This window comes from Streptomyces acidiscabies, assembly GCF_020010905.1.
GTDB lineage: Bacteria > Actinomycetota > Actinomycetes > Streptomycetales > Streptomycetaceae > Streptomyces > Streptomyces acidiscabies.
Genome location: NZ_JAGJBY010000002.1, coordinates 1,821,378 through 1,840,287 on the forward strand (window position 1 = coordinate 1,821,378; position 18,910 = coordinate 1,840,287).

Consider the following 18,910-nt stretch of genomic DNA (forward strand, 5'->3'; position numbering starts at 1 on the left):
TTCACCCGTCCGGGCGGGCGCTCGGAGTGAACCGGGGGAGTGTGAGGGGGCGCGTTCGCCTCGCGATCTGTCCCGCCGATCAACGCCGCCCTACCGTCGAGGAAGGGCAGGCGCGCGGCGGGGAGGTCAGGCGGATGGGGGTTCCCTCCGGGGACGGTACGGATCTCACCCTCCCGGACGTCGTCGTCCGCATCCGGGACCTCGCCGGACGCCCCCGAGGGGTCGGCTTCCTCGCGGACCACCAGGGCACGCTGATCACCGCGCACGAGGCCGTCGACGGGCTCCCCCGGATCGTCCTGTACGGCGCCGGCGACCGCACCTGCATCGTCACGTCCGACGCGGTGACCGCGCTCCCGGAGCTGGACCTGGCCCTGGTCCACACGGAGGGTCTGGCGACGGACCCGTTGCCGGTCACGGTCCGTCGGGAGGTGCCGACGGGTACGTACGTCCGCCTGGCGGCGGGCTGTTGGCGAGAAGCCCGCGTCCTCTCCGCCACCCCCGCGACGTACACGGCCACCGACCGCTTCCACCTCCTGCCCCACACCCTGGAACTGGCGATCGGCACCACAGGCCGCGACGCCCTCCGCCTCGGCGGCGGCGCTGCGGGAGGCCCGGTCCTGGACGCGGCCACGGGAACGGTCGTCGCGATCCTCGGCACGGCACTCCAATCCGACCACAGGGACGTGGGGTTCGCGATCCCCCTTCGGGGGGCGGCCACAAAGAGCGCTGCCCTGACGGAACTTCTGCTGCGGAACGCCGCGACTGTCCCGGCGTACGGGGTGGACCTCAACTTGGCGGGGGTGCTGGAGCTGACGGCGACGTCGGTGGGGTCGGATGGTCCGCCGGGGGCGTTGGCGGGGTATGTCGGGGGGTGGCCGGGGGAGGGTGGGGAACCTTTGCGGGGGGCGGGGGTTGGCGGGGGCGAGGCTGAAGGGGGCGTGTGGGGCGGGGGTGTTGGTAGGGGTGAGGGGGCTGAGTCCGTCTGGGCTGCGGGTGTTGGTGGGGGCGAGGAGGCTGGGGCCGCTTGGGCCGTGGGGGTTGAGGAGGGTGATTCGGCAAGGGGTACTGGGCGTGGGTGTGTTGGTGGGGGAGAGGCCGAAGAGTTCGTAAGCGGTTCGGGCGGGGGCGAGGCGGCTGGGGCCGCTTGGGCTACGGGGGTTGACGAGGACGAGGTGCCTGGGTCCGTCTGGGCTGCGGGTGTTGGCGAGAGCCAGGCGGCTGGGCCTGCCTGGGGCGTTGGTGAGGGTGATTCCGTAAAGGGTGCTCGGCGTGGGTGTGTTGGTGGGGGCGCGGCGGGGAGTTGGTTCGGGAATGAGGGGGGTGCTCGGGGTGTCGGGCGAGAGGGGGCGGGGAGTGGTGTCGTGCTGCCTGTCGAACGTGGGCTCACCGTGCGGGAGTTCGCCGCGTTCAGTGCCGGGTCCGCTTCCGTGCTCGCGTTGGTCGGGCCGCCCGGGAGTGGGCGTACGACGGAACTCGCGGCGTTGGCGGCGCGGCGGTACCGGGCGGCCGAACCTGCGCCGACCCTGTGGCTGCGGGGAGCGGACCTGAGGGACGAGGACGAGTCCCTCGCGGACGCGGCGGGGCGTGCGTTGCGCAGGGCCGCGCGGATCGTCACCACCTCGCAGGCCCCGACATCACCCCCCGACCCGGAGACGGTCACCCCGGCGGACCTCTCCCACACAGCCCTCACCGCCGGCCGCCCCCTCTTCCTCCTCCTGGACGGCCCCGAGGAAATGCCTCCCGTCCTGGCACACCGCCTAGCGGCCTGGACAGAGGGCACGGTGACCTGGCTCCGCGAAACCGGAGCCCGCCTGGTGGTGGCCTGCCGGGCGGAGTACTGGGAGGCAGCGGGCAGGGGCTTCCCGAAGGAAATGCTGCACGGCACGAGAAGAACCACGGAACCGACGGTGCACGAGGCCGACGCGGCGAACCTGGGAGACGGCTCGGAACCCGGGGACCTGACGGCAGCTTCCCCCCACTCGGGAACGAGCCCACACCCCGAGGGCCGATCCAACGAGGAACCGACCCCGGTCGAGCCGAAGCGACCGTACCCGGCATCCGAGACAGTCACCCCCACACCCCACCCGGCACCTGACGACCGCGCAGCCACCCCCACACAGCCCACCGCCCCGATCACCTCTGCTACTCCCGCACTCCTCGCCGCCCCACCCCCCAACCTTTCCCTCCCCACCCCCAACCCGCACCTCACCTCTCACCTCACCCCCCACCTACCAGCCCGTCCGGCGTTTGAGGACAAGGCCCCTTCAGGGCCGGAGCGGGGGGCTGGGGGCGCAGCCCCCAGGGATGGGAAGGGTAGGGGCGGCGGGGGCGAGGGAATCCTGCCGGACTGCATCGAGTTGGGGGAGTTCACGCCGAGGGAAGCCGAAGTCGCCCGCGCCCGTTACCGAGTGCCCGCCTTCGCCCTCGCCCCCAACGCCGTACACCACCCCCTCACCATCCACCTCCTCTCAGAGATCCGCACCGCCCTCCCGGACGTCCCACCCCCGACCAACGCGGAGAGGGAGGACATCTTCGCCGCACACCTGGACCTCATGTGCCTACGGATCGCCGTACGCCTGGCCGCAGCCAACAACCTCAGAGGCACCCCCGTGAAGCGGCTGGCCGCAAAGGTCTCCGGCCAAGTACACGAAGCCGCGAGAAGAAGCCTCGGCCCGGGCCAGGGCGAGCTGGACAGAAGCGCGTTCGAGGACGTGTTCCCCTGGGGACACGCACCGCAAAGGCTGGGCGGAGTGACCGGCTGGGCCTCGGCCGTCCTGGCGGAGGGCCTGATCGTCCCGGCCGGCACGGGCTACCGCTTCGCACACGAGGAACTCGCGGACTGGATCCAGGGAATGCACCTGGACCTGGAGGAGGCGCTGAGATCACTGGCCCACACCCCGCGCGACACACACATGGTCCCGGTCCCGCACCACCGTATCGGCCCGGTCGTACAGTCCCTCCTGCTAGTGGCAAGGCAACAGGGCCCGGCCGAACTGACAGCACACCTACGGAAGTTGACGCAGGCCCTGGACGAGACCCCGGACGCCTGGTGGCCCGCCCGCCTCCTCACGGAGACCCTCCGCAGAGTCCCGGACGCGACCCCGTACCTGGACGTCCTGCACGCGCTGGCGGACCACGTGGTCGCAAGGACGGCCGTACAGGACACCCCCAGGACGTTCCTCCCGGAGTTCTGGACGGCGTTGAACCTCCCCCCGGCCCCGCTGTTCACCCTCCTGCGCCACCTCCTGCGAGCGGACCCACCCCCGGGGGCGGCCTCAACTCCCCGCTACCTGGACGCGGTTGCGAGCCTGCTGGCGGCGGACGCGGGGACCGTACAACCCCACCTCACCCTGTGGTTCGAGGACGACCGCCCCCTCCCGGGCGCGCCGCAGGCGACCGTCGCGGCGGCGGCCCAGGCCCTGCTGTACGCGTACCGCCACAGAGCACTGGACGACCTCACCGAGGTCCTCGTCGGCTGCGGCCACCGCAGGGCGGACGAACTCCTCGGCGCACTCGCGGAGGACGAACCCTCGGCCGTGTGCAGGGCGGTGGACAGATGGGCGAGGGACACCCGCCCGTCCCGCAGGGTCGCGGCGGTCTCGTACGGCCTACGAGCGGCCCCGCACGTCACGACGGACGCGGACCGCGACCTCCTGAGGTACGCGGCGGAGGAACTCCTGACCGAAGTCCCGCTCCAGGGCGGCGCGTTGGGCCTCCTCGTCCAGGACCCGAGAATCCGTACGGCCCATCTCCCGCAAACCTTGGCCCACTTCACGGCGGCCGACCCCCAACTCCCGCCCACAGCCCTGCTCCCGGCGCTGAAGACGAACACGGAACCGGTCCTGAAAGCCTTCCGCACCCGCCTGGCCCGCCCCGACACGGACCCGACGACCACGTTGCGCGCGCTGGCCGAGGTCACCACGCAGCCCCTCGCCCGACGCATCGCGATCATGGTGCGGGAGACGGTGGAGCGCAGACCGGAGACGGCGCGTGCGGTCGCCGCGTACGTGGACGACCGCCTGAAACAGGGCCCGCCCGCCAGACCCGTACTCCACCCTTTGGTCACCGCGCTGCTGACGGCGTCCTCGCAGGAGGTGAGGTCCGCGCTCGCCGGCGTCCTCGCGACGCCGGACGACGCACCCCTGCGGACGGAACTGCGCGAGTTCCTCCTCACCCACGAGCAGGACCCGGCCGTCCTCACGTCGTTCCTGCACGCCGCCGCCCACCACCGCTCCCGCGACCTCGTCCACCGCGCGGGCCGCCTCCTCGTCCGCACCCCCGACGGCGCGACCCGTTTCGACCGCGGTCTGGTCGATCTCGGCCGGCACGTGCCCGGCTTCGCCGCGCGGGTCGCCGGGTGGATCGGCGAGGCCCCGCAGGAGTGGGCGACGGTCGTCGGACCCGGCGCGCGCCGCATGATCGAGAACCTCGCGGGGGCCGGTATCCCGGCGTGATCACGTGCGCCCGGTCACAGCGCCGATGCCGATGAGAGCGGGCGGCGCCGGACGTGGCACCCTTAGACCTGCGCAAGTCGTAAGAGTCGGTACGGACACGGGTTCGAGGAGCGGTCACAGTGCAGCGCTGGCGTGGCTTGGAGGACATCCCCCAGGACTGGGGGCGAAGCGTCGTCACCATCGGTTCCTACGACGGAGTCCACCGGGGCCACCAGCTGATCGTCCGGCACGCGGTGGAGCGGGCGCGGGAGCTGGGCGTGCCGGCCGTGGTCGTCACGTTCGATCCGCATCCCAGTGAGGTCGTGCGGCCGGGGAGCCATCCGCCGCTGCTCGCGCCCCATCACCGGCGCGCCGACCTGATGGCCTCGCTCGGGGTCGACGCGGTGCTGGTGCTGCCGTTCACCACGGAGTTCTCGAAGCTCTCGCCGGCCGAGTTCGTCGTCAAGGTCCTTGTCGACAAGCTGCACGCCCGCGCCGTCGTCGAGGGGCCCAACTTCCGGTTCGGGCACAAGGCCGCGGGGAACGTGGAGTTTCTCGTCGAGCAGGGTGCCGTGTACGACTTCGAGGTCGAGATCGTCGATCTGTACGTCGCCGGGGAGGCGGGGGGCGGCCAGCCGTTCTCGTCCACGCTGACGCGGCGGCTCGTCGCCGAGGGGGACATCGAGGGGGCCAACGAGATCCTGGGGCGGCCTCACCGGGTCGAGGGCATCGTGGTCCACGGGGCCCAGCGGGGGCGGGAGTTGGGGTTCCCGACGGCGAACGTGGAGACGCTGCCGCACACGGCCGTCCCGGCGGACGGGGTGTACGCGGGGTGGCTGCACGTCGAGGGTGAGGCCATGCCGGCGGCGATCTCCGTGGGGACCAACCCGCAGTTCGACGGGACGACGCGGACGGTCGAGGCGTACGCGATCGACCGGGTGGGGCTGGATCTGTACGGGTTGCATGTCGCCGTCGACTTCCTCGCGTACGTGCGGGGGCAGGCGAAGTTCGACTCGCTGGAGGCGTTGTTGGAGCAGATGGCGCTGGATGTGAAGAGGTGCCGCGAGCTGATCGCCGCGGCGGAGGAGAAGTAGTCGTACGAAGGTGAGGGCGGCCGGTGTTTTCGACACCGGCCGCCCTTCTTCTATTGCTGGGGCGGGTAGGGGTAACCCTGCTGCGGGGGATAAGGCTGGCCGGGGTACGGCTGGCCCGGCATCTGCTGGCCCGGCATCGGGGGTGCCACCACCGGTGGGGGGTTGCCGTCGCTCGTCCACAGGCCGTGCGACTGCTGGTGGCGTACGAAGTCCTCCGCGACCAGGGACGCCAGGTGGAAGTACGCCTCGCGGACCTTCGGGCGCATCATGTCGAGGTCGACCTCCGCGCCGGCCGAGAGGTGCTCGTCGAACGGGACCACCACGACGCCCCGGCACCGCGTCTCGAAGTGGCTGACGATGTCCTCCACCTTGATCATCTTGCCGGTCTCGCGGACGCCGGAGATGACCGTGAGGGAGCGGGAGACGAGGTCGGCGTACCCGTGCGCGGAGAGCCAGTCCAGCGTGGTGCTCGCGCTGGACGCGCCGTCCACCGACGGCGTCGAGATGATGATCAGCTGATCGGCGAGGTCCAGGACGCCGCGCATCGCGCTGTACAGCAGGCCCGTGCCGGAGTCCGTGAGGATGATCGGGTACTGGTTGCCCAGCACGTCGATGGCCCGGCGGTAGTCCTCGTCGTTGAACGTCGTCGAGACGGCCGGGTCGACGTCGTTCGCGATGATCTCCAGGCCGGAGGGGGCCTGGGAGGTGAACCGGCGGATGTCCATGTACGAGTTGAGGTACGGGATCGCCTGCACGAGGTCCCGGATCGTCGCCCCGGTCTCCCGCCGGACCCTGCGGCCCAGGGTGCCGGCGTCCGGGTTCGCGTCGATCGCGAGGATCTTGTCCTGCCGCTCGGTGGCGAGGGTCGCGCCCAGCGCGGTCGTCGTGGTCGTCTTGCCGACGCCGCCCTTGAGGCTGATCACGGCGATCCGGTAACACGACAGCACGGGCGTACGGATCAGCTCCAGCTTCCGCTGCCGCTCGGCCTCTTCCTTCTTCCCGCCCAGCTTGAACCGCGACCCACCCGCACCGGGCCTGCTGCTCTTGGCCTTCTGCTTCTTGTTGTTGAGCAGCCGGTCGGAGGACAGCTCGACGGCGGCGGTGTACCCGAGCGGCGCGGCACCGGGATTCATCGGCGGCCGGTGATCGTGCTGCACGGGTTGGGGCCAGGCCATGCCGGTACGGGGGTCGATGGGGGGCATCTGAGGGTTCGCGGGGTCCATCGGGGGGTGGCCGATGGGGTCCGTCTGCGGGAAGCCGTAGCCGGGGGGTGGGGTGGGGCTGTTCGGCTGGGCCGGGGGGAGGGGCTGTGGGGGAGTGCCGGGGTGGGGGAACCCGTAGCCGGCGGGCGGGGGTGTCGGGGCTGCGCTCTCGGGGGTGCCGGGGTGCGGGAAGCCGTAGCCCGCAGGCGGGGCGGGAGGCGCGGGGGGTGTGCCCTGCTGGGCGGGGTTGGGGTGCGGGAAGCCGGGACCGGTAGGCGTCGGGGCTGCGTTCGCGGGGGTGTTCGGCTGGGGGAACCCGTAGCCGGCGGGCGGGGGTGTCGGGGTTGCGCTTCCGGGGGTGCCGGGGTGCGGGAAGCCGTAACCGGCGGGCGGGGGCGCGCTCGTGGGGGCGTCCGGTTGTGGGACGCCGTGACCGGTAGGCGGGGTGGGAGGTGTTGGGGCCGTGCTCGCGGGGGTGTTCGGCTGGGGGAACCCGTAGCCGGCGGGCGGGGGTGTCGGGGTTGCGCTTCCGGGGGTGCCGGGGTGCGGGAAGCCGTAGCCCGCAGGCGGGGCGGGGGGTGTGTCCTGGTGGGTGGGGTTGGGGTGCGGGAAGCCATAGCCGGCGGGCGGGGCCGGGGGCGTCGGGGCCGCGCTCGTGGGGGCGCCCGGTTGCGGGACGCCGTAGCCCGCAGGCGGGGCCGGAGGCGTGCCGTGCTGGGCGGGGGGCGTCGGCTGCTGCGGGTTCGCAGAGGCTGCCGGAGCGGCAGGGGGTTGCGGGAAGCCGTAGCCGGGCTGGGTGTTCGGGGGCTGGGGGACGCCGTGGCCCGCCGGAGGGGTGGCCTGGTTCGCGGGGGGCTGCGGGAAGCCGTAGCCCGGCTGGGACGGAGGCCAGCCCGGGGGTGTGCCCTGGGGAGCCTGCGGCGGCTGTACGGCTGCGGCCTGCGCGTCGGCGGGAGGCTGCGGCTGGGCGGGCCACTGGGCGGCCGGGGCCGGGGCGGCGGGCTCGTACGACGGCGGGAGCGGGGGGAGGGGCGGTACGGGCGGCTGCTGGGGAGCCGGAAGCGGCCAGGAACCGTCCTGGGGTTCCGGAGCGGCCTCGTGAGCCGGGGTGCCGGAACCGGTGGGCTCCGGGGCGGTCTCGGGTACGTCCGTGTCGACGGCACCGGGGTCTTCCGAGCCGGTGCTTGCAGCGGCGTCACCGGGGTTGGCGGCGTCGGCGCGGGGGTCGGTGGAGTCGGCACCCTGCGAGGGGGTCTCCGGGTCGGGAGCGGAACCGGGGTCCTGAGACTGAGGTTCGTTGCCGGAAGACTGAGTATTCGGGGCGCTGGCTTGGGCGCCGGTCTGATCAGCGGGGGAGTCGGCGCCAGGTACGGCACTCGGGTCACCGGCGCTCGACACCGCACCGGGGACACTGGCGTCGGGGGCGGCGCTTGGCGCACCGTCGCCGGGTGTGGCACCGGGGATGTCGGAGCCGGGCGCGGCACTTGGCGCACCGATGCCGGGTGCAGCACTGGAGAGATGGGTACCGACTTCGGCACCGGAGGCATAGGCACTGGCTTCGGCCCCGGCGGCACCACCTTCGGCACCAGGCACGACGCCTCCGGCGGCACTACCTTCGGCCCCGGGCGCAACGCCCCCGGTACCCAAGACGCCAGCCCCGGTCCCGGATACAGCACCGGAGACCCCAGCTTCGGCCCTGACGGCACCGCCTTCGCCACCAGGCACAACGTCCCCGGCCCCGGGCACAACGCCCTCGGCACCCAAGACGCCAGCCCCAGTCCCGGCTTCGGCACCGGAAACCCCCGCATCGGCACCGCCCTCGGCACCTGAAACACCGGCCCCGGTCACAACACCCGGAGCCCCAGCCTCAGCACCGCCGAACCCAGAGTCCCCGCCCCCGGCAACACCCTCCCCGGCCCCACCCTCAACACCGGTCCCGGCACCTCGCCCCGCACCATCTGCCGCGACCTCGGAACCAACACCCCCAGCCTCGGTATCAAGCCCCCCACTGTGGCCCTGAATGCTCTGCCCCCCAACGCCGGAAGCCCCTTCACCAGCGGAGGACTCGAAACCGCCCCCTCCGACACCGGCCCCCTGACCACCACCGCCCACCGGCACACCAACCTCGTTCACCCCAGCGGCGTACCCAGCCTGCGCAACACCCTCACCCTCGACCACCTCACCCCGCTCAGCAATCTCCCTCTTCACCGCAGCCGAAGAGATCCGCATGGTCGCAGGACTGTCCAAGTCCCCACTCCCACCCCCCACCGGAGGCTGAAGCTCGAACCCACCACCACCAGGCACCCCAGGAGCAACAGGCCCGGGATTCACACCGACACCCCCCTGAACACCAGGCACCCCCGAACCCGCAAACCCAGGCCCACCAGGAACCCCGTACGCACCCTCACCCGGCACACCAGGAACCCTCGGCCCCGGAACCTCAGGCACACCCGACACCGCAGCCCCCATCGGAGGAGCCGGCGGCACGCCAGGAACCCCCGCCCCAGCCCCCGCGTTCTGCGTGTACCAAGCCGGCGGCGCATAGTCGATCGTGAACTCACCCGTCACATCGACCCCGGAATCCGCGTCGGGCTGGTCATCGCCGGGCGTGGCCCAGCCCCCGCGCGTCCCGTCCCGATCGCTGCTCACAGTTCCTCCTGAGATGGCCGAACGCCCTGATACCGCACCAGGGGCGACCGTTTCGTGTTGTCTCTGGTCGTCCGAAGTAGCCGAAAGCCGACCGGGTTCGACGGGACGCCGGGATCCGATCGGAATCAGCAAAGGGTCGCCCGAGGACGAGGACAGTGCCCCGCCCCTGTCCGCCGGTTGTTCCCCCTGGGTCACCGCCCCCGGTCCACAGTCCCGGCGCCGCGCCCGGTACCAGCCTAATCACCACAAGCCCCACCCCGGCAGGCCCGCCCACCCCTCAGCATCTACCGGACACGTCACACACCACGCGAAACCGGCACGCAGGCACACTCCCACCCCGAACAAAACGCCCTATACCGGGAGATGCTCGCCAGTGGCCCCCGGCGTGAAGGTCGTGCGAAACCGAGACCACCCCCGAACCGCACGCCCCCTCAGTCCATCCGCCGAGGCATCCCCAACAACCCGATCTCCGCCTCCGTAGGCTGCGTCATCACGTACTGCCGATCCCGGTCCCCACACCACAACGTCACCCCATCAGGCAACGTAGGCAGAGCCTCCCGATCCACCTCAGGCAACGGCATCGCCCGACTCAACTCCCCCGCCTCGTCAGGCGAGATCCGCTGCACCCCCACCAACCGAGCCTGCCGGATCAGCCGAGGCGCGACAGGACTGAGATACGGCAGCAGCGTCAGCACGGACTGCCAGGGCCCGGACGCGACCCGCCCCCGAGGCGGCTGCATCCCGCAGTCCCGCACGACAAGCACCGGCGTCCCCGGGGACGTCCCCTGCGGCGGCACCCGCCCCACATCATGAACGGCGAGCCCGTTCTGCCCACCCCCCATCGCGTGCACCATCTGCATCCACGCCTGAGGCCGCCCCGTCTCGACAGCGACCCGAGCCCCGGTAGCGGCGGCCCGCAGGGCGATGACCTGCGCGGTCCACAACCCCCCGATGAGCGTCACGTCGTACGGCGTGGGCCGATTCAGCCCAAGAACGGACGGCCGCCCCTCGGGATCGACCCCGATGACGACCCCGTCGTCCCCGATCGGCAGCGACAACGCGTCGAGCTGCTCGACGGAGACGGAGTGCCGAGCGTGCCGGGGCCCGATCAGCCCCAGCCCCGTACGCAGCAACTCCCGGGCGGCGGAAACAGCGGTCGCGCTCAACGAACCCCTCCGAGCGGCATAGTGGCAAGCATCCCCGGCACCTGCTCCCGGTCGAGCCGGACGAGCCCCATCCCGGTGTGCCGCGCGGCCCCCTGCAACGCCCGCCGCGCGGCGACGAGTTCCGCGTCGCTGCGCCCGGTGACCCGCAGGTACCCGGCGAGCGACACACTCTGCCGCTCCCCGCGCGTGAGCCCGATGCTGAAGGTCGTCGCGAGCGCCGGAACGGCCGTCACGAGGGCGATGAGCTGCGGCAGCGACGGCGCCCGGCTCCCGCCGAGCACGGGCCAGCGCCGTACCCAGTACGTCGTATGGCGCCGGTTGTCACAGCGCCAGCCCCGCCCGGACTCCTCGGTGCGCCGCTCGCGCGTCTCCGTACGGCCCGCCTCCGCCGTCACCAGCGGATTCGCGTGCGCGGACGTGGCGATCGCGGAGGTCAGCTCCTCCTCGTCGAGGAGGGACGCACGGAACCCGGCGCCGGTGAGGCGGCTCGCGAGCTGGTCGGCGGCCCGGACCACGCACTTCTGCGCACCGGTCAGCCCGCCCCCGCGCGCGGCGACCGCCTCGGGGCACAGCTCGGGGTCCAGCTTGAGCGCGATCCAGGTGATCCGGACGGCCGGGGCGCCGGTCTGCTCCTGGAGCGGCGCGTAGTTGGCGATGGCCACCGACTGCTGGGGCAGGTGCAGCGCGGGCGCGGGCTGCGTGTGCAGGACCACCTGCGCGGACTCCAGCCGGATGCCGTCGACCTCCAAGGCGTCGTACACCAGGCGCAGCGGCAGGGGATGGCGGTCGCGCTCCACGCGCAGGGCCGTGGAGTCGGCCTCGACCTGGAGGACGGCGGTGACGAACGTGCCGTCGCCGACGATGCCGACGGGGCGGCGGTCGCGGCCCGCGTACGTGTACGTCCGCAGCGTCGGGTCGCACTCGACGGCCGGGGCGAGACCTGGTTCCGTACCCGCCGGAATCGGTGTGCTCGCGGCCCGGCGCTGGCGCGTACGCAGGGCCCAGGCGGTGGCCACCCACTCGGGCAGCGTGCGCCCCCGGCGCCGTACGAACGCGACCAGGACCAGGCAGACGGCGAGGACGCCCGCGGCGGCCAGCGCCACCGGGCCGATCGCCCAGCCGACCACCAGCGCGGCGGCGGCCAGCTCCACCAGGACCAGTCGTTGCAACCGGAATGCCCCGGCGTGTCCCGAACGCGACTTGAGGCGCAGCGCGCTCGCCTCCGCGGGCGCCCGGCCCCGCGTCCTGGAAGCCCTCACTCCATCCCCCCGTTCTCCTCACAACTCGCCGGTTCTCCCGCACCGCACGGGCTCTACAGAGGCCCCGCGCTGCCCGAACAACCTACCCGCGCCCCACGTCCCCGCGGATACCAGGCATAGTAGGGGGCCGCTCTGACATCGCGGTCCGGCCGTCCGTCCGACGGCCGCCGAACCCGGCGGAGCGTTCCGTGCGATCTAGGGGGAGACAGGCACCGATGGCATCCCGGCGTGACGAGCTCAATGCCTACACCTTTGCGAAGCGCCGCATGCTCGCGGCCTTCGTGCAGTCGTCGCCCGGCTCGGAGGAGGGCGCTCCGAAACCGCTGCGCGGGGTGCTTCCCGGGGTGATCGTCGGGGTCGTCGTCATGGCCGTGTTCGGCGCGTGGGGCATGTTCAAACCGACCGCGCCGAAGGGGTGGGACACACCCGGCGCGAAGGTGATCGTGGCCGACAAGTCGACCACCCGGTACGTCGTCCTCACGACCGACGGCCAGAAGCAGCTGCACCCGGTGCTCAACATGGCCTCGGCGAAGCTGCTTCTCGACGCCGGGCAGAAGGACTTCGTCACCGTCTCCGAGTCCGTCCTCGACAGCGGCAAGATCAAGCACGGCGTCACCATCGGCATCCCGTACGCCCCCGACCGCCTCCCCACCGAGGACGAGGCGAAGAAGGCCAAGCGCTGGGTGGTCTGCGAACGGCCCAGCGCGGGCGGCGAGTCCATCCAGCGGGCCGCGCTCGTCCTCGCGTCCCGCGACGTGCAGAAGGCCACCGAGGGCGCGGGCAGGCTCACCGGCGGGCAGCTCCTGTACGTTCAGGACCCCGAGGGACAGCGGTACGTCGTCGACGCGAGCGGGCGCGCGTACGGGATCGACAAGTCCGACGAACTCCTGCTGCGCGCGGTCGTCGGCTCCGGACGGCAGGCCCAGAAGGTGTCCAAGGAATGGATGGCGACGCTCCACACAGGCACCGCGATCACCTTCCCGACGATCAGCGGAGCCGGTGAGCCGGCGGGCGCCCCTGGCGGTCTCGACGAGGCGACGAACAAGGTCGGGATGGTCCTCAAGGCGGCCGACCTCGACAAGGACCAGTACTACGTCGTCCTGCCCGGCAGGGTCGCGCCGATCTCGCCTTTCGTCGCCCAACTCCTGTTGTTCAGCGATGAGTTGACCACCCTCGGCCAGACGGGCAAGGCCAAGGAGATGAGCCCCGGAGCCATCGTCCCCGGCAAGCCCTTCGGCACCGAGAACACCTGGCCCACCGAGCAGCCCCAGCCCGTCAACGACCCCTCCGGCGACGCCGGTTCGCGCAGCACCGTGTGCAACGTCCTGCGGTCCGTGGACGCCGGCACCGGCGCGACCACCCTCAGCACCTGGGCCGGCACCGGCTTCCCCGAGAGCCTCGCCACCGGCTCCTCCAGCGCGTACGTCACGCCGGGTTCCGGCCAGCTCTACCGCCAGTTCCAGGGCACCGAGACCAAGGCGGGCCCCGTCTTCCTCGTCACCGACACCGGCCTGCGCTACGTCCTCCAGTCCAACTCCGACAGCGCCACCGACGACGCCGGGATCGGCACGACACCGGAGAAGCTGAAGCAGCAGGCACAGGAGGCCAAGCAGGCACAGACCCTGCTGGGGTACGCCAACGTCGACCCGACGCCGATTCCGGCCACGTGGTCGGAGTTCCTGCCGACGGGACCCCGCCTGTCGACGGCCGCGGCACGCCAGCCGCAGGGGTCGTGAGGCCGATGCGTACGCCGCTGCCGGCCGCGCTCCTCGCGGGCCTCACGCTCATGTCCCTGACCCCCACCGCCTCCGCCGCCGAACTCCCCTACTCCGAGCAGTGCTCCTTCCCCAACGGCAAGTACCCCGGCCGCCCCTGGTCCCTCCAGCGCGTCATGCTTGACGAGCTGTGGTCCCAGTCCAAGGGCAAGGGCGTCAAGGTCGCCGTCATCGACACCGGCGTGGACACGAAGAACCCGCAGCTCAAGGGGGCCGTGGACGCGAAGGACGGCCGTACGTTCAAGCCCGCCGTGAAGGGCGACGACGGCAAACCCCTCGACTGGGGCGCCGCCAACGGCACCACCGACACCGTCGGCCACGGCACGAAGGTCGCCGGCATCATCGCGGCGCGGCCCGTCGAGGGCACCGGGTTCGTCGGCCTCGCCCCCGAGGCGACGATCATCCCGATCAAGCAGAACGACGCGGAGGGACACGGGACGCCGGACACGCTGGCCGACGCGATCGACTACGCCGTTCGTGCCGGGGCCGGTGTCATCAACATCTCCCAGGACACGACCGGCGCGAAGAAGCCGTCGGACCGTCTCCAGCGCGCGGTCGAGGACGCTCTGGCCGCGCGCGTCGTGGTCGTAGCCTCCGCAGGCAACGACGGCACCGGCGGCAACGTCAAGAAGACGTACCCCGCCTCCTACGACGGCGTCCTCGCCGTAGCCGCCTCCGACCGCAACAACGAACGCGCCGCCTTCTCCCAGTCCGGAGACTTCGTGGGCGTCGCCGCCCCCGGCGTCGACATGATCTCCACGGTCCCGGCGGGCGGCCACTGCTCCGACAACGGCACCAGCTTCTCGGCGCCGTACGTCGCGGGCGTCGCCGCGCTCGTCAAGGCCAAGCACCCCAAGTGGACGGCCCGCCAGGTCGTCGCCCAGATCGAGCAGACGGCCGAGCGCACCATCGCCGGCCACGACCGCCTCGTCGGCTGGGGCGTCGTCGACCCGGTCCGCGCGCTCACCGAGGACGACCGCCCCATCGAGTCCCCCAACCCCGACCAGGGGCTCGCGCAGGCCGAGGCGCCGACCCCGGCGAAGTTCCACCTCGGCGAGACCCCGCCCGAGCGCAACGCCCGCCTCGCGACGTACGTCGCCGTGGGGGCGGCGGTGCTCGTCGCCGGGATCAGCGGGGGAGCGGTGGCGCTGCGGGACGCGCGCCGACGGCGGGAGCGGGTGCGGGGGACGGCGTGAGGGGCCCGGTCATGGAGTGGTCAAGCGCCGCCCAGAGCGTCCCCAAACCGCCGTATGAGCAAGGTATGTGTTCGCCTCCGCGAACCTGACATGTCCGTATTCGCCCCCTTCAGTGCTGGCTACTGTGAGTGCGCCGTAACAGCCGCACACACAGAAGGAGACGGTGGTGGGGACAGCGAACACGTCACGTCTTCTGGACTACCTGGACGCCCCGGAAGCTTTTAGACCCGAGCCCTCGGCGCCTCGCCGCTCGTGCTTCCAGGACTACGACCTCCCCCTCCCGCCGTACCACACCACCGTATTTGTCCCCGCGCATCCTCGGTACGTCGATGAGGTGCCCTACATCGTCTACGAACTGTTCGGCCGCCCGGACGGCGACGGTGCGACGGCCCTGGCGTTCACGACCCCGCGGAAACTGGCCGCCGCGCTCGGCGAGGCCCAGCCCTGGGTCGCCACGTCCCTCGGGGTCCTCGCCACCGGGATGCGGGAACACGGCGTGACGGTCCGGCTGGACCCGACGGTCGCGCCCGGCGTCGGCAACTGGACCCCGGCCGACCTCGCGGCGTACGCGCGGGCGGTGCGCTGATGGACTTCAACGTCGTCCTCGGCGACCTCACCTCCATGGCCTCCACCCTCCACACCGAGGCCACCAACTACCGCGCCCTGCACGGCCAGGTCACCCCCGCCGTCGTCAGCGGCGGCGACCCTGCCCTCGACCACGCCGTCTCCGAGGCCGCCCACCTCATCTCCGGGCTCCACACCCTCTTCGCCGACCGCATGGACGACCACGGCGACAAGGTCGCGTACGCCCGCGACTCCTTCCACCGCCACGACATCGACGTACACGGCCTCTTCGAGGACCTCATGAAGGGCGAGGGCTGATGTCCGACAGCTGGATCGGCGGCGACATCGGCGGCCTGCGGGCGATGGGCACGTCGTACAAATCGGCGAAGCCGTCCCTGGAAGCGGCGATCACACCGGTGACGGACCAGGTGGAAGCCCTGGTCAAGGACACGGGCTGGAAGGGCGAGGCGGCGGAGAAATTCCGCGCGAGCTGGAGCGAGGACGCCCTCACAGCAGGTGCCTTGGGCGGCCTCGTCGAAGCGGTCGGAGGCATCCTGGAAACCCTCGCCGACCAGCTCTCGTCCTGCGAAACGGCCCTCCAGAACGCGCAGCACACGGCAACGAAACAGGGCGTGGCAACAGACCCCAAGGGCGTCCCCGTGCAGATGGCGACGTCCAACCCGCCATCCGCCGCCGACCAGAAAACCCTCTCGGCGCTGTCGGAGTACAACACGGCGCGAGCGGAGATCGAACACACGGCGCAGCACGCCCGCCTGGTGGCGACGGACCAGCTCACGGCGCTCTGCGCCGAGGTCATGAAACCGGTGAGCGCCGCCGACAAGCTCACCATCGCCGATTCCCTGCGCGGCCTGTACGCCTACGACGCGGAGGACGCCCGAGCCAAGGGCCGCGACGCCGCCAAGGAGATCGACCAGGCCAAGGCGGACGCCCAGGCGGCGAAGAAAGACCTCCGCGCGGAACGCAAGGCGTTCCAGAAGGCGGGCCGCGCCCTCCCGGCGGACTTCCCCGCGAAGTCCGCCTACAGCGACGCGGTCATGAAGGTCGACTCCTTGGAAGAAGCCCTGGTCCGAGCCGACCACGGCAGCACAGCCCTCCCCTACGACCGAGTCCTCAACCTCAAACTCGGCGACGCGGCCGACGCCCTCCGTATCGGCCGGGGGGTTGCCGAACTCCCCGAGTTCCTGCGGGAGGTACCGGTCCTGGACGTCGCGGCGGCAGCGGCGGTGGGGGCGCTGGAGGCGAAGGACGACCATGACGAGGGGTGGTCGTGGGAGCACTCGGCTGTCGTGGACGGGGGTGTGGCGCTCGGGGGACTGGCCGCCGGGGTGGCGGCAGTGGCTGCGGCACCGGCGGAGGGCGCGATCGCGGTGGCGGCGATCGGAGTCGGTGCCACGGTCATCGTGACCAACACCCTGGACCACGCCTTTCACGAGCACTGGAGCGAAGACATCCACGACCACGGCGTCGTCGGCGGCGCTCTGGTCGGAACAGGGCATGTCCTGGAAAAGACGGGTGATGACGTCCTGAGGTACGGGGACGACGCCCTGAGCGCGGGAAAGAGCGTGTGGCATGGCATCACGAGCATCTTTTAAGGTCCGCTCGGGCATCCCGGCTCTGCCGAAACTGGGCACCTCCTGGTACGAGCGCGGCACGCGGTACTGGCTGTCCCGCACGCGTACGACCCTCGGCCAGCTTCTCACCGCAGCGATGCTCGTCTTCTTCTGCTTCGGCACCTACTGGGGATTCGTGAGGGGACTGCCGTCGACCGCACGCCTGGTACTCGACATCGTCCAGGTGCTCGCCTCCCTCGCCACCCTGGTCTGGGGCTGGATCACCCAACGCCGAGCCCACCGCGAGGCACTCCTCGACCCACCCACCCCGGAAGAGACCTGGACCGCCAAACGCGCCCACAACCGCCGCGCCCCTCGCATCGCCCTGTCGAGCCGCGGCCTCGTGCTCCTGGCCGTACCCCTCCTGCCGGCCGTCGCCGCGTACTACGTCGGCTGGATCACCGCCTGGCTCACGGTCCGCGAGTACCCCAGCGAGGTCGGCGCAAGGCGCTGGGTGGAGGAACAGCGAGCGGCCGAACTCAAGGTCTGAGAAACCCCCATGACACCACCCTCCATCCCCGGCCTAGGTACCACTTGGTACGACCGGGGCCCCTCCTACTGGCTCCGCCGCCTCGGCACAGCCGTCCTCTTCCTCACCGTCCTGGCCCTCCTCTGCCTCGCCGCCCTCAGCCTCTACCGAGGCTTCCGTACCCTCCTCCCTCCACCCGCCCGCGAACCGTGGGACTGGGCGCAGCTGCCGCTCGCCGTCCTGGCGGCCGTGCAGGGCTGGCGCGTACAACGCCGCGCCATCGCCAGGGACCTAGCGAACCCACCGACCCCGGCGGAGTCCCGCGCCCGGAAACGCGCGGAGACGACCCGCGCCACGGGCCTCGCCCTCCTGGGCCGCGTCGTCGCCGTCCTCGCGGCCCCCGTCATGCCGGCCCTCGCGGCGCTGGCCGTCGGCTGGACCACCGCGATGCTCACCGTCCGCGAATACCCCAGCGAGATCGGCGCCCGCCGCTGGATGGAAGAGCACCGGCCTCCCGAAGCCGTCCGCCACATCTCGACAACTTCGTAACTGAGGCAACACGAAGTTCGGTTGGCCGGGAAAACCGCAAAGACTACAGTGGGCGTCGAGTGTGCCGCACAGGCCACACGCCGTTCGGCGCCCGGTGCGACCGCGAACGGGGAACGGGGAGGGAAGGCCACCATGCCTGCCGAGAGGTCGCCGTGCGCCCCCGTCATACACCAGGCCCTCAGGGCAGTTCACGAAGGGAAATCCGCCAATGGTGGCTGGGCAGAAGCTCAATGACCAGCAAGTCATCGCGCTCGAGAAGGAAATGGTCGACCGGTACGAGTCGATCCGCGGCCAGCTGAGCCGTCTCCAGGGCACCCTGGACACCATGGAGGCCAACTGGCGCGGCATCGGCGCCAACGCCTTCAACAAGAAGCAGATCGAGATCAACGAGGGCGTCAAGAACATCGGCGGCCTGCTCACCTGGTTCCTGGAGAACATCAACGAGACGCGCAAGCTCTCCACCAAGACCGACGACGCGGTGCACGCCTCCGTGCAGAGCATCGACGTCCAGTACGGCGCGTCGAAGTCCGCCCTCAGCAGCTACTGAGCAGACCCCCTCCGAAAGAGAGATGAGGAACCGGCATGGTTAACGTCCACGACGGCGAGATGGCGGTCAAGTACGGCGGCCTCGACGCGATCACCACCGAGCTGGGCGCCCAGGCGGCCAAGCTGGAGGAGGACCTCACCGCCCTCAAGTCGGCCGTCATGCGCGCAGCCGCCGGCTGGGAGGGCGAGGCCGCGAACGCCTTCGGCCAGAAGATGAAGGAGTGGGACACCAACGCGGCGAACATCCACGCCGCCCTGGTGAGCATCGGCCACAAGGTCTCGGACGCGAGCGGCGACTACCGCGGCAGCGACCTGAAGGCAGCGAGCTACTTCTAAGCAGCGCCCCGGTCAGCACCGGCACACAAGGGTGGGCACAC

The 18,910-nt window shown here is 71.6% G+C and carries 15 protein-coding genes and 1 pseudogene; 12 read left to right on the forward strand and 4 right to left on the reverse strand.

The genetic code is table 11. The features are described from left to right. Positions 1 to 134 precede the first annotated feature (134 nt). Both J8M50_RS35125 and J8M50_RS35130 read left to right on the forward strand, forming a co-directional pair. A complete protein-coding gene (locus J8M50_RS35125; RefSeq protein ID WP_010357499.1) occupies positions 135 to 4,454 on the forward strand; it encodes a hypothetical protein in 4,320 nt (1,439 codons plus the stop codon). Positions 4,455 to 4,573: 119 nt separating this feature from the next. Then, positions 4,574 to 5,527 (forward strand): bifunctional riboflavin kinase/FAD synthetase, encoded by a 954-nt coding sequence (locus J8M50_RS35130; protein WP_010357500.1) that lies wholly within the window; start codon positions 4,574 to 4,576, stop codon positions 5,525 to 5,527. A 50-nt stretch (positions 5,528 to 5,577) separates the two neighbouring features. Here the strand turns inward: J8M50_RS35130 and J8M50_RS35135 are convergent, their stop codons facing one another. Further along, a complete protein-coding gene (locus tag J8M50_RS35135; protein ID WP_223786375.1) occupies positions 5,578 to 8,127 on the reverse strand; it encodes a MinD/ParA family ATP-binding protein in 2,550 nt (849 codons plus the stop codon). A 120-nt stretch (positions 8,128 to 8,247) separates the two neighbouring features. Between J8M50_RS35135 and J8M50_RS50440 the strand changes: the two genes are divergently transcribed. Next, positions 8,248 to 8,559 (forward strand): hypothetical protein, encoded by a 312-nt coding sequence (locus J8M50_RS50440; protein ID WP_010358619.1) that lies wholly within the window; start codon positions 8,248 to 8,250, stop codon positions 8,557 to 8,559. A gap of 690 nt (positions 8,560 to 9,249) precedes the next feature. Here J8M50_RS50440 and J8M50_RS50445 read toward each other — a convergent pair. The 3 genes and pseudogenes from J8M50_RS50445 to eccE form a co-directional block, all read right to left on the reverse strand. Beyond that, a pseudogene (locus J8M50_RS50445) lies at positions 9,250 to 9,573 on the reverse strand (SCO5717 family growth-regulating ATPase); the annotation flags it as partial. Between the two features lie 236 nt (positions 9,574 to 9,809). Then, complete coding sequence (locus tag J8M50_RS35145; RefSeq protein WP_010358616.1) at positions 9,810 to 10,544, reverse strand: hypothetical protein; 735 nt, start codon at positions 10,542 to 10,544, stop codon at positions 9,810 to 9,812. Further along, on the reverse strand, positions 10,541 to 11,803 hold the full coding sequence (eccE, locus tag J8M50_RS35150; protein ID WP_010358615.1) for a type VII secretion protein EccE: 1,263 nt from the start codon (positions 11,801 to 11,803) through the stop codon (positions 10,541 to 10,543). The genes J8M50_RS35145 and eccE overlap by 4 nt, the downstream gene beginning before the upstream one ends. Positions 11,804 to 12,018: 215 nt before the next feature. Between eccE and eccB the strand changes: the two genes are divergently transcribed. The 9 genes from eccB to J8M50_RS35195 all read left to right on the forward strand — a co-directional run bounded on the left by eccB (position 12,019) and on the right by J8M50_RS35195 (position 18,869). Further along, positions 12,019 to 13,539: a type VII secretion protein EccB gene (gene eccB / locus J8M50_RS35155; RefSeq protein ID WP_010358614.1), complete on the forward strand. Its 1,521-nt coding sequence runs from the start codon at positions 12,019 to 12,021 to the stop codon at positions 13,537 to 13,539. A 5-nt stretch (positions 13,540 to 13,544) separates the two neighbouring features. Next, on the forward strand, positions 13,545 to 14,774 hold the full coding sequence (gene mycP / locus J8M50_RS35160) for a type VII secretion-associated serine protease mycosin (protein WP_010358612.1): 1,230 nt from the start codon (positions 13,545 to 13,547) through the stop codon (positions 14,772 to 14,774). Positions 14,775 to 14,940: 166 nt separating this feature from the next. Next, a complete protein-coding gene (locus tag J8M50_RS35165) occupies positions 14,941 to 15,360 on the forward strand; it encodes an SAV_915 family protein (protein WP_223786376.1) in 420 nt (139 codons plus the stop codon). After that, positions 15,360 to 15,656, forward strand: coding sequence for a DUF6317 family protein (locus J8M50_RS35170; RefSeq protein WP_010358610.1), 297 nt, complete (start codon positions 15,360 to 15,362; stop codon positions 15,654 to 15,656). Before J8M50_RS35165 ends, J8M50_RS35170 begins: the two co-directional genes overlap by 1 nt. Continuing rightward, positions 15,656 to 16,951, forward strand: coding sequence for a WXG100 family type VII secretion target (locus J8M50_RS35175; RefSeq protein WP_010358609.1), 1,296 nt, complete (start codon positions 15,656 to 15,658; stop codon positions 16,949 to 16,951). The genes J8M50_RS35170 and J8M50_RS35175 overlap by 1 nt, the downstream gene beginning before the upstream one ends. Then, positions 16,929 to 17,459: a hypothetical protein gene (locus tag J8M50_RS35180; RefSeq protein ID WP_010358608.1), complete on the forward strand. Its 531-nt coding sequence runs from the start codon at positions 16,929 to 16,931 to the stop codon at positions 17,457 to 17,459. Before J8M50_RS35175 ends, J8M50_RS35180 begins: the two co-directional genes overlap by 23 nt. Before the next feature lie 9 nt (positions 17,460 to 17,468). Continuing rightward, positions 17,469 to 17,987: a hypothetical protein gene (locus J8M50_RS35185; protein WP_010358606.1), complete on the forward strand. Its 519-nt coding sequence runs from the start codon at positions 17,469 to 17,471 to the stop codon at positions 17,985 to 17,987. Between the two features lie 208 nt (positions 17,988 to 18,195). Next, positions 18,196 to 18,534, forward strand: a complete 339-nt coding sequence (locus J8M50_RS35190) for a WXG100 family type VII secretion target (RefSeq protein WP_010358605.1) — start codon at positions 18,196 to 18,198, stop codon at positions 18,532 to 18,534. 35 nt (positions 18,535 to 18,569) lie between these two features. Next, positions 18,570 to 18,869: a WXG100 family type VII secretion target gene (locus J8M50_RS35195; RefSeq protein WP_010358604.1), complete on the forward strand. Its 300-nt coding sequence runs from the start codon at positions 18,570 to 18,572 to the stop codon at positions 18,867 to 18,869. The last annotated feature ends 41 nt before the right edge of the window (positions 18,870 to 18,910 follow it).

Excerpts from the sequence above, each read along its gene's own strand:
- J8M50_RS35125 (WP_010357499.1), top strand. The coding sequence starts at position 135 with ATGGGGGTTCCCTCCGGGGACGGTACGGATCTCACCCTCCCGGACGTC.
- J8M50_RS50440 (WP_010358619.1), top strand. The coding sequence starts at position 8,248 with ATGGGTACCGACTTCGGCACCGGAGGCATAGGCACTGGCTTCGGCCCC.
- eccB (WP_010358614.1), top strand. The coding sequence starts at position 12,019 with ATGGCATCCCGGCGTGACGAGCTCAATGCCTACACCTTTGCGAAGCGC.
- mycP (WP_010358612.1), top strand. The coding sequence starts at position 13,545 with ATGCGTACGCCGCTGCCGGCCGCGCTCCTCGCGGGCCTCACGCTCATG.
- J8M50_RS35170 (WP_010358610.1), top strand. The coding sequence starts at position 15,360 with ATGGACTTCAACGTCGTCCTCGGCGACCTCACCTCCATGGCCTCCACC.
- J8M50_RS35175 (WP_010358609.1), top strand. The coding sequence starts at position 15,656 with ATGTCCGACAGCTGGATCGGCGGCGACATCGGCGGCCTGCGGGCGATG.
- J8M50_RS35180 (WP_010358608.1), top strand. The coding sequence starts at position 16,929 with ATGGCATCACGAGCATCTTTTAAGGTCCGCTCGGGCATCCCGGCTCTG.
- J8M50_RS35185 (WP_010358606.1), top strand. The coding sequence starts at position 17,469 with ATGACACCACCCTCCATCCCCGGCCTAGGTACCACTTGGTACGACCGG.
- J8M50_RS35190 (WP_010358605.1), top strand. The coding sequence starts at position 18,196 with ATGGTGGCTGGGCAGAAGCTCAATGACCAGCAAGTCATCGCGCTCGAG.
- J8M50_RS35195 (WP_010358604.1), top strand. The coding sequence starts at position 18,570 with ATGGTTAACGTCCACGACGGCGAGATGGCGGTCAAGTACGGCGGCCTC.